This window comes from Vibrio inusitatus, assembly GCA_024346935.1.
GTDB classification, from domain to species: domain Bacteria; phylum Pseudomonadota; class Gammaproteobacteria; order Enterobacterales; family Vibrionaceae; genus Vibrio; species Vibrio inusitatus.
In genome coordinates this window covers 1,456,934-1,469,918 of record AP024878.1, presented here as the reverse complement: position 1 = coordinate 1,469,918, position 12,985 = coordinate 1,456,934, and the positions used below count along the sequence as shown (strand labels likewise).

Here is a 12,985-nt window from a genome sequence, read left to right as displayed (position 1 = left end):
CGTAAAGTACTAGCAAGAAGTATTAACGAGATGCAAACTCTAGCTGAACCTCTGGGCTTTGACGGTGCATCCACTTAATGCGCATAGACAGCAACACTGCTGCAGTGGTTAATCCTATGATAAAGCCATACCAGTATCCATGTGCGCCCATAGGTTCAAATAGCCAATTTGTAGAGCCAAGTACATAGCCGATAGGTAATCCAATCATCCAGTAAGAGATAAACGTTCGGTTGAAAATGGATTTCATGTCTTTGTAACCACGAAGTGCACCTGCGGCAACGACTTGAACGGTATCGCTAAATTGATAAATCGCAGCAAGAAATAATAGTTGCACTGAAAGTGCAGTAACGGCTCTGTTATCAGTGTATAGGTTAGCGATGTCTTCTCTAAACAACACCGTCAGTATCGCAGTCACAACGGCGATGGCCAAACCTAAAAAGATACCTACACGGGTAGCGATACGAGCACCTTCAGTATCCTCTTCGCCAAGTTTGTGCCCAACACGAATACTGACAGCACCACCGATACTCATGGGAATCATAAATACCATACTTGAGACGTTTATGGCGACTTGGTGGGCGGCAACGATAATAGGGCCTAGTGGGGAAACTAATAGTGCAACAACTGCGAATAGGGTTACTTCAAAAAATATCGCCAGTGCAACAGGCAAGCCCAGTTTGAATAATCGATATTGTGCTTTTAAGTTAGGCTTGTGCCATTGTTCGAATAAGCCAATTTTAGCAAGGCGTTTAGAGGTAATGGTGTAACAAAGCAGCATGATAAACATTGCCCAATACACTATGGTTGTTGCTACGCCACAACCTATACCACCTAAAGCCGGTGCCCCCAGTTCTCCATATACAAAGATGTAGTTCAGTGGAATGTTGATCAGCAGACCGGCAAAGCCAATAAACATAGCTGGCTTGGTGAGTGACATGCCGTCGGTAAAGCTTCTCAGAGTTTGGAAAAATAAAAATGCAGGTACAGCAGGAAGCATTGCATACATGTAGCCAGTAGTAATATCTGCCATAGTCGCGTCAACATCCATAAAGCTAAGGATGGTGCTTGTTTGCAACAATACAAATGCGATAGGAAATCCTATCAATACGGCAAGGCTAGCACCTTGTTGTATCTCGTTGGCAATCTTGTGTTGGTGCCCTCTACCGTTTAACTGCGCCACGATTGGTATCAGAGCCATTAAGATCCCGATACCAAATAAAATAGAAGGTAGCCAAATGCTTGAGGCGATTGCGACTGCTGCCATATCTGTTGCACTAACGCCGCCAGCCATAATGGTGTCTACTACACCCATACCTGTTTGAGCAACCGACGCAATTAAGATTGGGGTTGCTAACTTTATTAGGTTTTTGGCTTCTTTTTGGTAACGATGCACGGCGCGTTCCTGTAGTGATTTAGGGAAGGCATAGTAATACCAAACTGTTGAGCGTGCTATGGTTTTTCTAAGATTTGTTTCGTTAATCAAAAGTAAAGGTACGTGTGTGTTACAAGGCTTTCACTACATCTTGAAACAACGCACATGATATACTTCTGAAAAACTAAATAAGTTGTTAAGGGAAAGTATGTTTACAGGTATTGTTCAAGGAACTGCTCGCGTTATCTCAATAGAGCAGAAGCAAGATTTTCAAACTCATATTATTGAATTGCCTGATTCGCTTAGCGATAACATAACGGTCGGTGCCTCTATTGCTCATAACGGGTGTTGTCTTACCGTGACCGACGTAAATGGCGTTAAAGTCACATTTGATCTTATGAAAGCAACATTAGATCTGACTAATTTAGGTGAGCTTAAATCAGGAGATTACGTAAACGTAGAGCGCGCAGCGCGGTTTGGAGACGAGATTGGCGGGCACAATATGTCTGGTCATATTTCTGGGACCGTTCTGATCACCAATATTGTTAAGAGTCCGAATAATCAAACCATTTGGTTTGAGGCAGATTCAGAGAGTATTCGTTATATCTTAAAGAAAGGCTATGTAGGCCTTGATGGGTGTTCATTAACGATTGCAGAAGTAGAAGATTATCGGTTTAGCGTTAACCTTATTCCAGAGACTCTTACTCGTACCTTGTTTGGACAACGCAAAGTAGGCGACAGAATAAACCTCGAGGTTGACCCTCAAACACAGGCAATTGTTGATACTGTAGAGCGAGTGTTAGCTCAAAAAACGCTTTAGAATATTTGCTCGTCGTCCGCATCAATCCGTAGTTCTACCTTATCTCTGACCTCGTCCAACTCCATACTGAGATGGATAGAGTGGCAACACGCAGGGCAATCATCGTAGAAGTCTTGATTGCCCTGAGTTGTATCTAAGGGAACCGTAATATGTTGGCCACAGTGTGGGCAAGAAACGTGTCGTTCTGCATATTCTTTCATAATTGTGCTCCTGACGCTGGGTCCAGTATTCACGCATATTGTTTGATTAGCTCGTCTATCCTCAGTTGAGCATCATTTAAATAGTGTCCGCCAAATAGGTTGCAATGATTTAACACATGATAAAGGTTATAGATATTTTTGCGTTCTTCATATCCTTCCAATAGCGGTTTAATGCTCTTGTAACCTTGGTAGAAGGCATCTGGGAACCCCCCAAATAACTCAGTCATTGCAATGTCACATTCTCTATCGCCCCAGTAGCATGCTGGGTCATAGCAGATGGGGCCAAAGGGAGATTCAGCGCAGTTTCCATGCCAAAGGTCACCATGCAACAACGCCGGTTTCGGGTGATGATTGGAGAGGGAGAACTTAACGCTCTCTATGATCTCTTCGAGGCTTCCGAATTCTATGCCTTTTTCTTTCAGCAATTGCAGTTGCCACCCAATGCGTTGCTCTGCGAAAAACTGACACCATTTTTTATGCCAGCGATTTGGCTGTACGGTTGCGCCAATATAATTGTCGTTGTCAAAGCCGTACTCTTGTTGATCACCCCAAGAGTGTAACCTAGCGACATCTTGACCAAATTGATAGCTGGCTTCGTGATTAGATAATGGATGGGTAGGGAGGTAATTGAGAATCAAGAAAGACGCTTCTTTAGTTGAACCAAAGTGAACAATCTCAGGAGTAGCGACTGTATTCGACAGTCTCAATTCGTTAAGGTTATCAACTTCGGCAGAAAAGCTATTTAGGAAATCCTTGCTATTGAGCTTAATAAAATAGCGCTGCTCCCCGTCGCTGATCATATAGCTTTCGCTAATATCACCAGAAGTAATGCGGATCTTTTCTTCTATTTTGAATTCAAACATCAATACGTCTGAAAGTTGTTGGGTTATCGCCTGCCACATAATTTACGCCTCAGCTGATCCTCACGTAATTAAGTTTAGGCTAATTCTTGTGCAGTAATAGCAGTAGAGTGGCATTACCTTGTCTAGATCAAAAAGTTTTTGTTGAAGTTGCTAGTTTACACGGCGAATTTGCCAGAATGCATCCGCCCAGTATGGTGAATCCAGTCTAGAGATAATAACTCCGCGAGACGTCGAAGCATGCATGAAGCTGTTGTCTTCGACGTATATTCCCACGTGACGTGTATTGAAGCCTGTTTTGAAGAACACAAGATCACCAAAACGTCTGTCTTTGTAGTCCACCTCGATACCGACTTGGCTCTGCAATTGTGTTGTTCTTGGGAGGGACTGATTAAACAGTTGTGAATACGCAGTTTGCGTGAATGCAGAGCAGTCTATGCCATTTTGTGTTGTCCCTCCGAATCGATATGGGGTTTGGTGCCATGCGTTGTAAAATCGAAACAGTTCATCACTTTTTGCTGCCGATACTTTTTCGTCAATTTTTTGATCAATTTGTGTCGTGCTGACTTGTGCTTGCGAATTAGTTTCGGGTCCAGAAGCACACGCTGTTAACAGCGACGTTAATGTGAACACGAGTATTTTTGTTCTATCTAAGTGTTTCATTAATTCTTCCTAAAAGGCTGGGTCAGCATTTTATCGATTCGTTGTTCTTGAGGTTGTCGGAAAACACTTATGCCAATATTCATTTGCTTATGGCCTAATTTTGGTTGTTCTATATAACTTTGGAACATGCGATCCCAAATAGATAAGCAAAATCCATAGTTAGAATCTGTTTCTTGTCTTATCGTCGAATGATGAACCCTATGCATATCTGGAGTCACTAGCCACTTACGAAGCACTCTGTCTGCAGGCAAAGGTAGTCGCATATTACTGTGATTAAACATGGCGCTGGCATTAAGAACGATTTCAAAGATGATAACTGCAAGAGGTGGGACACCCAGCGAGATGACTAAGGCGATTTTTATCCACATAGATAACCAGATTTCAATGGGATGGAAACGAGCGCCGGTGGTCACGTCAATGTCTTGGTCTGCGTGATGGACTTTATGTAGGCTCCACAATGCAGGTATGCGATGAAACAAACGATGCTGCCAATAAATAGAGCAATCAAGCGCTATCACAGCGATGACAGTAGCTATCTGTGTAGGAATTGACAACCAATACAGCAGCCCGATTTGGTTTTGCTCTGCCCATAACGCAGCCTCCACAGCCAGAAGAGGCATGGTGATCATTAAAATCACAGAGTTTAAGCCGGTTAGACCAAGATTATTTGCCCAGCGAAAACCTTTTGGCTGCGTCAGTGGTCGCTTGGGTTTTATCGCTTCGATTAGTGCACAAATACACAGCACGATAATAAAAACACTCAACCTGATGGATGCAACGTCCATTAAATATTTCTCTCCAAGGTGATGACAATTCTGTTGTGCTTCATTACTCTTACTTCCTTTTACGCAATAGGGCTAAAAATGCGTGTACATGCCGTTCATAAACTCGTTGAGTACAGACTGAAACAATCTACTAAGCCCTTTAGCGCGAGAGGCTCAAAGGTAGATCGCTGCCCACATTGCCGTATTGCGCAGCAGTATTGTATCTGTGCTCATCAGCCAAAAGCTCATGCTGATTTTGCATGCCTGTTGATTTACTCAGACAACGAAGTGCTAAAACCGAGCAATACGGGACGACTCATTGCTGATATTTGTGATGATTCACATGCCTATCAATGGAATCGTACTGAGCCTGATCACAAAATGCTGTCGCTATTACAAGATACAAGGTATCAGCCCATATTGATATTTCCAGAAAATTATCTGTTTGATTCCAATGAACTAGTTCCTGATGATAGACAAAGCTTTGTTCAGAATAAGATACCGCTATTTATTTTCTTGGATGCGAGTTGGCGTGAGGCACGCAGAATCTATAGAAAATCAGAGTATTTACACCATTTACCTGTTGTCTCTATTCAACCAGAAAAAATCTCTGAGTATGTAATGAGAAAATCAGAACATGAACAACATCTGGCCACCTGTGAGGTAGCGGCTCTTGTTTTTCAAGAGTTTGGTCTAAACACACCGAGTGATGAGTTGCAATCGTGGTTTGCGGTGTTCAGAGAAAGCTATATGTTGAGCAAAACAAGAGAAAAGAGAGATTTTAGCCGTCCAGTGCTCAATCAATATCTATCAAAATAGAGCTTTTAGTTACATCAGCGAACGTAGTTTGACCGAATAGACTGAGCAGACTTTGTTTTATGGCAGTCATCACGGTATGTATGCCATAAGTTCTGGATAATACGAATTATTTTTCAACGAATTATACGGTTTAGTTTAGGAGATAACTGATGTTTTATGGCTTTGATGTGGGCGGCACTAAGATTGAATTTGGTGCGTTTAATGAGAGTCTGGAGCGTGTAGCGACAGAACGAGTGCCAACACCTGGTGACGACTATGCAAAGCTGGTTGAAACATTGGCAAGCTTAGTAGCAAAATACGATGCTCAATTTGGTGTGGAAGGTTTGATCGGGTTCGGTCTTCCTGGAATGGAAGATGCTGAAGACAATACGATTTTGACAGTAAATGTACCAGCAGCAAAAGGTAAGCCTTTACGAGCGGATCTTGAGGCGCGTATTGGACGCAGCGTTAAGATTGAAAATGATGCGAACTGTTTTGCCTTGTCTGAAGCATGGGATGATGAGTTGAAAGATGAAGAGTCTGTAATGGGCTTGATTCTTGGTACTGGTTTCGGTGGCGGTATTATTCATGAAGGCAAGGTTTTCTCTGGTCGCAACCACGTAGCTGGAGAGGTGGGACATACTCGTCTTCCTATTGATGCATGGTTCCACTTAGGCGAGAATGCGCCGTTGCTAGGATGTGGCTGTGGTAAGAAGGGGTGTTTAGACAGCTACCTTTCTGGTCGTGGTTTCGAGCTGATCTACGATCACTACTATGGTGAGAAGAAGAAAGCTATCGACATTATTACCGCTTATAACGAGGATGAAGAAAAAGCAGTAGAACACGTTGAGCGCTTTATGGAGCTACTAGCAATCTGTTTTGCGAACATCTTTACTGCTTACGACCCGCATGTAGTGACCCTTGGCGGTGGGCTATCAAACTTTGAATTGATTTACGAAGAAATGCCAAAACGCATTCCAAAGTACTTAATGCCAGTGGCTAAGTGTCCTAAGATCATTAAGGCAAAACACGGCGATTCAGGTGGTGTGCGTGGTGCTGCATTCTTGAATATTAGCTAAGCTTTCGCTTAGACAGTGATATAAAAAAGAGAGCGCTACGGCGCTCTTTTTTTTGTCTAAAGATTGGGTCATAGATTGATCAGATGAATACAAATTGTTAAGTATCCTGTTCTGTTTATTCAATAAATGTAATTTCCGGTTCTTTGAACAGCAAAGATCTACAAATTCGGGTGCTAGTTTGCTATAAACACGCTTCAAATTTTCATGCCTGCTGAGAAGCAGTGAACAGGGGAATCATTTAATGAGACTTGCACATAAACGTAACGTGCAGATGAAGCTGCAAAAGCGCATCAGAACGAGCACGACAATGGCCTCTTCTGAGCCAGTAGTTAAAGTTGAAACAAACCCAGCAGTACCTACTGAAGCCGTTAAAGCTAATGTTGAAAATAAGGTCGAAGTGAAGGCTTCTGACATCGCACTTACTCCAAAGCAACAACAGGTACTGGATATCGTTATTGCTAACGCTGAAGGCATCAACCCTAAAGGGATCGGTCTAGAAGCGGGCCAAGAAGAGTCTAAAGCGGCTTCTTGGGCAACAGGTGCACTAAAAAAATTGCTGACTGAGAATCTTGTTCAAAAAGAACAGTTGTCAGGAAATAAGGTTATCTACAAGGCGCTTTAACTAGACCTTATGATAATAACAATGCCTCGATGATTCGGGGCGTTGTTGTATCTGGGGAAAGGTAATTTGGCTTGAGAAGAAAAATAAATATAATACTGTATGAATGCCCAGTATTATATTTAATTTAGATAAAATCCAATAAAAAGGGGCCGTTTGGCCCCTAATGTTATTTTTTGCCTATCGGCTTATTTTCTTTTGGTTTTAGCGTAATTTTGCCAAACCCCAGTTTTCTGAAGTAGTTGTCACGATAATCACGAACAGCCTTAGTATCAGAAACCGCTTCGATTTGCTGTTCCATTTTAAGGAACTCTTTCAGATCGATCCCTTCCGCTTCCGCTACTGCTTCATGAATATTGAGGTGTTCTTGATAAGAGAACAGGAGCTCTTTATGTTGTTTGTTGTATACGTATTGAATCGTTCTTGCCATTGTAATCTCTGTTTAGTATTCCGCGGTTAAGCAGGTTGTGAACTCACAGCAATGCGCGGTGGAGTAATGCCGTTCTTCTTGAACTCTTTCATTACACGCAGTGTGATATCAGTTTCGAATAGTTTCTCATATCCCGTATCAACAACATAGGCTTTACAGGTCAATTGTATCGCTAAATAGTTCTCGGTGATGGTTTGTTTGACCAAAACAACAACAGGTTTGGGAAGATGTATATAACGACTGGATGAAGCGGCCTCCTGAATCAGGTTTCTTGCCAGATCAATGTCTTGATCCATCCCGATAAAGAAGGGGATAACCACTTGCATATCCAATGCGCCATAGTTACCACTAACGGTGACCTCATTAAGAAACTTGTTATTAGGAATGGTAATGATGTCATCATTTAGGGTACGCATTCGAACGGAACGCAGTCCGATGGTAATAATGTCCCCGTAGTTCCCCTCAAACGTGACGCGGTCACCTACCTGAAAGGGGCGATCTATCATTACCGTTAAGCCTGCTATAAATGAAGCCGCGAGATCTTTTAGCGCAAAGCCCACGGATACGGCAAGTGTGCCACCAATCAGAGCCAATATATGGTCGTTGATTCTGAAGCTGATCATGAACACAACAATACCGGCAGTGATGTAGATGAAAAACTGCAGGAACGATTGTGCTTTTTGTAAAATCATTCGGTACTGAACGAACTGCGTACTGACACTATTGACTAGGGAGTCAATGAATCTCAGTAGCAACCAGGTACAGGCGATGATCAGAACAGAAAATAGCACACCGCCCCAACGTACAAGACTTGCGAAGTCTTGAATAGCCTCAACATCAGGCACTTCTTGCATTGCGAAAGAGAGAGTACTGAATGTAGCGATGAAAATAAGAAATACAATTCTTAGCATATTATTTTACCAGTAGATGCTGACGGTGAAGGACATTAGTGACGTGGCGATACCAGTGATCAGAGACTTTGGCTTTGTCATCACTCCACTCTATATAACCTCGACTTTGGAAGTAACGCAGCGTGCCTAATACTTCAGAGAGGCTAAGCTGTGTACACTCAGCAAGTTCTTCTTGGTTTGCTATTTCTAGCTGTACAATTGAACGAAGCACAGCCAGCATTGGTTTGGGCATTTTTTCTAGCTCCTCAGATTCTGGTGCTCTAAATAGCCTAACCACGATGCTATCGTCAGTTTTATTGCGACGTAAAGACAATCTGAAGAACCTTAACGCTACTGTTGGATTTCCATCGGCATAGTGCCATAGGATGCGATAAAAGCCATTTCGAGCACGATCTTCTTCACTGATATTTTCATGGTCCCATTGCTTTGGAACCACAAGACCTTCAAATGAGAGTCGATACTCGTCTGATTGGTTAATGCGAGACTCAAGCAGTTCGGAGACTTGCGCTTCGTTCCAATTGGGTAGGAAAGAAACCCAATCAAACAGTAATCTTTCACCACGAGCTCTATCAACAAAACGCCAACTGGCTTTTTCAATGGCTAATACTGCGCGGTGATTTTTCTTGGATCGGCGCAATAGGTTAGTAAATCGAATCAAACCGTTAAGTCCACCTACCATCGGCTTAACCAAACGTTGACCGTTATCGAGCGCTATTAGATAGCTTTCGTTGCTTTTTCTCAGATGATTAAGGATTTGAATCTCACCCGCTTCTCTTTCTAGGCCTAACTGCTCGGCAAACTCCTCTATAAGTTCAGGATAACCAGAATAAGGACAGTTTAGATAGATTGGGGTGGCATTCTTGACTTTGTGAAGCAACTGCTTAAGGAAGGTAGTAGTGCCAATACCTCGCTCACCAGAGACAACACAGACAGCAGGGTTGTTGGACAGCACATATCGAGAGACTTGCTTGAATTCGTCTGTGGCGTAGTCAATCAAGGTACTGTCTTCATGCCCTGGGGTTATGTATTTAAAAGTGTCATCTCCCTTGATTCGAACAAAGTTTTGAGACTGTGCTTCATTTTCGTTCTGTTTTGCCACTTCAATCTTAAATAAGTAGGCGAGTCCCTGACTAAAGAAGGTGAAATGTGACAGTTTAGAAACCAACATGCCTTGACATGTAGCGGTGAAAATCCAAAAAATCCCGAGAACCGTCGCGATGATATTGAGTAGGAAAGTATTTTCATTCTTGACTGCCCATACAACCCATAGAGGCTTGTCTGGCATTTTAGCGATACGTTGGAAAACAATTGGTCGCCATTTGCGCAACACATTGATGGTAATAAATACAAACCAGAAAAAGACCAGGCTAGATATCCAGTAATAAATAGTGCCTTTACCCACCATTCGCTGTGAAATCTGTAGGATCACGCCAACAAAGATAAAACTCCATACATACCAACGTATTGTAGACAGTCGAAGTGCAACGATTTCTTTGCTGGAACTGCGACTGTTACGATACGTGAACTCTAGAATGAAACTAATTGCAATAGAGCCACCTAAAATCCACCAGGTGAAGATCTCGAGTACGATAAGCTGACTTAAACTCGGTATCGTTGAGAGAACACGTAACGATAGGGTGATAGCAATTAATACGGCGATAGCACGATTTGCACGGCTGATGTACCAAACGAGACGCATCCAAAGTGGTGGCCGAGTGCCATGCTCCAACTGAGCGTTTTTGAAGGCTTCAATAAATCGCTTACTGTTTGCTAGCCACCAAGTCAGTACAAAATAGATGAATAGAACTTTGATCACCGCCCACATCAGAGGGATAGGGGAGATAAAAATATCTTTGATCAGCGCTTTAAAGCTACGAATTTGTAGAAGAATCAGAAATTCGCCATTTAAACGAGTGATGTACCACTCTTGCTTAAACTGAATCACGCCGCTCGGACCGAATCCTGCCACCATGTCTTTGGTTGAACTGCTTGCGACCTTTAACAAATTAGCTTTGCTTTCGCCTAAACTACTTAAGGTCAGCCATGAACGCTCAGCTGTTTTCCAGTTTTCGTCACTACTATCATCACCATAGGTGTCGATTTGCTGTGCAAACTGATCAGCGTGTTTGCGTTGCTCTCCAATGACAGCTTCCATTAACTGATTAACTTTATCTTTGTCTGCTCGCGACATAAACAGAGGCTCTGGTAGCTTGTCTATTTCTTTAGCAATACTGGTAGACACTTTGTCGACATTCGGTTCATCGGCTAAGTCGTACTTCCAATCGGCGTTGGCGCCAAAAGAAAATAAAACTAAGAGCAGAGGAAGGAAGAATAGTTTTGAACGCATGATTCTCTCTTGTCCGTTTGATTCCCTGAAAAGTTTAGTGCAGAGAATGTGTTTCACGAAATTTTTTGTGAAAAAACATTGAATTAGATGTAAAACATTTCACTTAAAGATGGGATCTCAGTCTCTTTATTTTCCCCTTGTATGAATGTTAATCTTTATTAACAATTCATTAGCAATTGCTTTGGAGCCTTAATATGAAATTTCCATACAAGAACATTGTCGTGTTAACGGGTGCGGGTATCTCAGCAGAATCGGGAATCCAAACCTTTCGGGCACAAGATGGACTTTGGGAGAATCATCGTATCGAGGATGTTGCTACGCCAGAAGGCTTCGCCAAAGACCCTGTGTTAGTGCACTCATTTTACAATAAGCGCCGGCAGAATCTGCTGTCTGAATCCATTCAGCCAAATGCGGCACATAAAGCCTTGGGGCGTCTTGAAGAGATGCTGGATGGGAATGTCACTGTAGTAACTCAGAACATCGATAATCTGCACGAAAGAGGCGGCACCAATAATATAGTGCACATGCATGGTGAATTATTGAAAGCTCGTTGTAGTGAGTCAGGTCAAGTAGTTGAACAATTGACGGATCTTAATGATGGTGATCTGTGCCATTGTTGTCAGATACCCTATCAGATGAGACCTCATATCGTGTGGTTTGGAGAAATGCCACTGCAGATGGATAAAATCTATGCTGCAATTGAAGAAGCCGATCTTTTTGTCTCAATCGGCACTTCAGGGGTAGTTTATCCAGCGGCCGGCTTTGTACATGATGCAAAAATGCATGGTGCACACACCATAGAAATCAACTTAGAACCGAGTGCAGTACAAAGTGAATTTGCAGAAAAACGTTATGGCCCTGCAGGTATTGAGGTCCCTAAGTTAGTTGAAGAACTGCTTTCATAGTATACCGGGTATTAGGGTTTTTTAACTTGTAGCAATATCTGTTCATACTTTTGACGACTTTCAGGCGAATTTAATTTGAAGTGACCTTTTTCAATAGTCTGCGCAGAAAGCAGTTGCAGCCGCTTGCTGTTTGTCGACAGACCAGAGAGCACAGGCGTTAAACCAGAGTGATATGTAAGTTGTGACTGAATAGTTTTACTCATGAGAAAGTTTATAAGCAATAAGGCATCTTTCTCTTTATCACTATTCACGTTTATCGTTAGGGCGTAGATATCTAGAATGGCCCCTTCAGAAGGCCATTCAATTGCAATTTCAGCTTCTTCCAAACTTCCAATATAGGCATGATTACTGCTTAGTATACCAACAGAGACTTGTCCGGATAGAAAATGCATTTCTGGGTCTTTTTTTGACAAAAAGGCTGCGTTGCCTTTCATGCCAATGAGCCATTGTTTTGATTCTTCTAGTTGTTTATCAGTGGCGTTATTTATCGGATAACCCATGCCAAGAAGCGCAATAGAGATAAGTGTTTGAGCATCATCTAAAATGAGAAGTTGCCCAGTCCATTGCTCATCATGAAAATCAATCCAATGAGAAAGCATAGAAGGTGGTAACATTTTGGCGTTTATCGCGATCCCAGTTCCTTGGATCATCAATGGGGCAGAGTAATGGTAATACGGAGCAAGTTCGTCTTGATTTAACTCGGGCTTAACCAAGCTTGCGTTGGATAGCTGACCTTGAGTTATTGGCTTAAAGTGGGTAGCAAGTTCTGTTTGTACAGGGAAGTAGCTGTAAGGTAATAGCGAAAGATCAACAGCAGAATAATCTCGGCTACTGATGAACTCTGGTAAATCGATATCATAGACTCGCTGCTCAACAATGATACCCGTTTGCGTAGTGAACTCAGTTAGTACAGATGGTGGAATTAGGTTACTGGGTAGATAGATACTGATGGCGCGTGGAATGACCGTATCCACGGTTTCGTTCTCAATCACTTGGTCTGTCTCGGCAAAAACAGACAAGCTAGAGAATAAGAATAGAAGGCTAAAGGTCTTGGTGATTCGCATTAATAGAGCCATAGTTTTAATGTTAGCTTTCTCTAGAGTATCTTTAAGGGCGCGAGTATATCAGAAGTGAAAGCGTTTGCACTTAAAGAGGTTTCTTAGGGTTTTCTTGCGGTGTTACTTGTTGGAAAATCATACGTAACTGGGTTCAGAAGG

The 12,985-nt window shown here is 42.4% G+C and carries 14 protein-coding genes; 5 read left to right on the top strand and 9 right to left on the bottom strand.

What is annotated here, in order from left to right:
- Positions 1 to 22 precede the first annotated feature (22 nt).
- On the bottom strand, positions 23 to 1,393 hold the full coding sequence (locus OCU48_RS06730; protein ID WP_141345245.1) for an MATE family efflux transporter: 1,371 nt from the start codon (positions 1,391 to 1,393) through the stop codon (positions 23 to 25).
- 187 nt (positions 1,394 to 1,580) lie between these two features.
- On the opposite strand from OCU48_RS06730, the gene OCU48_RS06725 reads away from it, so the two are divergent.
- Positions 1,581 to 2,192, top strand: a complete 612-nt coding sequence (locus OCU48_RS06725) for a riboflavin synthase subunit alpha (protein WP_141345244.1) — start codon at positions 1,581 to 1,583, stop codon at positions 2,190 to 2,192.
- Here the strand turns inward: OCU48_RS06725 and OCU48_RS06720 are convergent.
- From OCU48_RS06720 to OCU48_RS06705, 4 genes are all read right to left on the bottom strand, one after another.
- Entirely contained in the window at positions 2,189 to 2,392 is a 204-nt protein-coding gene (locus tag OCU48_RS06720) for a CPXCG motif-containing cysteine-rich protein (RefSeq protein ID WP_102321835.1), read from the bottom strand. The genes OCU48_RS06725 and OCU48_RS06720 overlap by 4 nt on opposite strands.
- Before the next feature lie 29 nt (positions 2,393 to 2,421).
- A complete protein-coding gene (locus OCU48_RS06715; protein WP_141345243.1) occupies positions 2,422 to 3,294 on the bottom strand; it encodes a fructosamine kinase family protein in 873 nt (290 codons plus the stop codon).
- A gap of 111 nt (positions 3,295 to 3,405) precedes the next feature.
- Entirely contained in the window at positions 3,406 to 3,915 is a 510-nt protein-coding gene (locus OCU48_RS06710; RefSeq protein WP_141345242.1) for a C40 family peptidase, read from the bottom strand.
- Complete coding sequence (locus tag OCU48_RS06705; RefSeq protein ID WP_141345241.1) at positions 3,915 to 4,700, bottom strand: sterol desaturase family protein; 786 nt, start codon at positions 4,698 to 4,700, stop codon at positions 3,915 to 3,917. Before OCU48_RS06705 ends, OCU48_RS06710 begins: the two co-directional genes overlap by 1 nt.
- A 78-nt stretch (positions 4,701 to 4,778) precedes the next feature.
- Between OCU48_RS06705 and OCU48_RS06700 the strand changes: the two genes are divergently transcribed.
- The 3 genes from OCU48_RS06700 (at position 4,779) to OCU48_RS06690 (ending at position 7,178) form a co-directional block, all read left to right on the top strand.
- Positions 4,779 to 5,498, top strand: a complete 720-nt coding sequence (locus OCU48_RS06700) for a tRNA-uridine aminocarboxypropyltransferase (protein WP_244312281.1) — start codon at positions 4,779 to 4,781, stop codon at positions 5,496 to 5,498.
- A gap of 149 nt (positions 5,499 to 5,647) precedes the next feature.
- A complete protein-coding gene (gene nagK / locus OCU48_RS06695; protein WP_141345239.1) occupies positions 5,648 to 6,556 on the top strand; it encodes an N-acetylglucosamine kinase in 909 nt (302 codons plus the stop codon).
- 241 nt (positions 6,557 to 6,797) lie between these two features.
- Positions 6,798 to 7,178, top strand: coding sequence for a MarR family transcriptional regulator (locus OCU48_RS06690; RefSeq protein WP_141345238.1), 381 nt, complete (start codon positions 6,798 to 6,800; stop codon positions 7,176 to 7,178).
- Between the two features lie 166 nt (positions 7,179 to 7,344).
- Here OCU48_RS06690 and OCU48_RS06685 read toward each other — a convergent pair whose 3' ends face one another.
- The 3 genes from OCU48_RS06685 to OCU48_RS06675 are packed head-to-tail and all read right to left on the bottom strand — an operon-like array spanning position 7,345 to position 10,863.
- Positions 7,345 to 7,605, bottom strand: a complete 261-nt coding sequence (locus OCU48_RS06685) for a DUF2960 family protein (protein ID WP_141345237.1) — start codon at positions 7,603 to 7,605, stop codon at positions 7,345 to 7,347.
- Positions 7,606 to 7,631: 26 nt separating this feature from the next.
- Positions 7,632 to 8,459: a mechanosensitive ion channel family protein gene (locus OCU48_RS06680; protein WP_371859095.1), complete on the bottom strand. Its 828-nt coding sequence runs from the start codon at positions 8,457 to 8,459 to the stop codon at positions 7,632 to 7,634.
- A 58-nt stretch (positions 8,460 to 8,517) separates the two neighbouring features.
- Positions 8,518 to 10,863, bottom strand: a complete 2,346-nt coding sequence (locus OCU48_RS06675; protein WP_141345235.1) for an ATP-binding protein — start codon at positions 10,861 to 10,863, stop codon at positions 8,518 to 8,520.
- Between the two features lie 194 nt (positions 10,864 to 11,057).
- On the opposite strand from OCU48_RS06675, the gene cobB reads away from it, so the two are divergent.
- A complete protein-coding gene (cobB, locus tag OCU48_RS06670; RefSeq protein ID WP_141345234.1) occupies positions 11,058 to 11,768 on the top strand; it encodes a Sir2 family NAD+-dependent deacetylase in 711 nt (236 codons plus the stop codon).
- Positions 11,769 to 11,779: 11 nt separating this feature from the next.
- Here cobB and OCU48_RS06665 read toward each other — a convergent pair whose 3' ends face one another.
- Positions 11,780 to 12,832, bottom strand: coding sequence for an ABC transporter substrate-binding protein (locus OCU48_RS06665; RefSeq protein WP_244312279.1), 1,053 nt, complete (start codon positions 12,830 to 12,832; stop codon positions 11,780 to 11,782).
- Between the last annotated feature and the right edge of the window lie 153 nt (positions 12,833 to 12,985).

Excerpts from the sequence above, each read along its gene's own strand:
- OCU48_RS06725 (WP_141345244.1), top strand. The coding sequence starts at position 1,581 with ATGTTTACAGGTATTGTTCAAGGAACTGCTCGCGTTATCTCAATAGAG.
- OCU48_RS06720 (WP_102321835.1), bottom strand. The coding sequence starts at position 2,392 with ATGAAAGAATATGCAGAACGACACGTTTCTTGCCCACACTGTGGCCAA.
- OCU48_RS06715 (WP_141345243.1), bottom strand. The coding sequence starts at position 3,294 with ATGTGGCAGGCGATAACCCAACAACTTTCAGACGTATTGATGTTTGAA.
- OCU48_RS06710 (WP_141345242.1), bottom strand. The coding sequence starts at position 3,915 with ATGAAACACTTAGATAGAACAAAAATACTCGTGTTCACATTAACGTCG.
- OCU48_RS06705 (WP_141345241.1), bottom strand. The coding sequence starts at position 4,700 with ATGGACGTTGCATCCATCAGGTTGAGTGTTTTTATTATCGTGCTGTGT.
- OCU48_RS06700 (WP_244312281.1), top strand. The coding sequence starts at position 4,779 with ATGCGTGTACATGCCGTTCATAAACTCGTTGAGTACAGACTGAAACAA.
- nagK (WP_141345239.1), top strand. The coding sequence starts at position 5,648 with ATGTTTTATGGCTTTGATGTGGGCGGCACTAAGATTGAATTTGGTGCG.
- OCU48_RS06690 (WP_141345238.1), top strand. The coding sequence starts at position 6,798 with ATGAGACTTGCACATAAACGTAACGTGCAGATGAAGCTGCAAAAGCGC.
- OCU48_RS06685 (WP_141345237.1), bottom strand. The coding sequence starts at position 7,605 with ATGGCAAGAACGATTCAATACGTATACAACAAACAACATAAAGAGCTC.
- OCU48_RS06680 (WP_371859095.1), bottom strand. The coding sequence starts at position 8,459 with ATGCAAGAAGTGCCTGATGTTGAGGCTATTCAAGACTTCGCAAGTCTT.
- OCU48_RS06675 (WP_141345235.1), bottom strand. The coding sequence starts at position 10,863 with ATGCGTTCAAAACTATTCTTCCTTCCTCTGCTCTTAGTTTTATTTTCT.
- cobB (WP_141345234.1), top strand. The coding sequence starts at position 11,058 with ATGAAATTTCCATACAAGAACATTGTCGTGTTAACGGGTGCGGGTATC.
- OCU48_RS06665 (WP_244312279.1), bottom strand. The coding sequence starts at position 12,832 with ATGCGAATCACCAAGACCTTTAGCCTTCTATTCTTATTCTCTAGCTTG.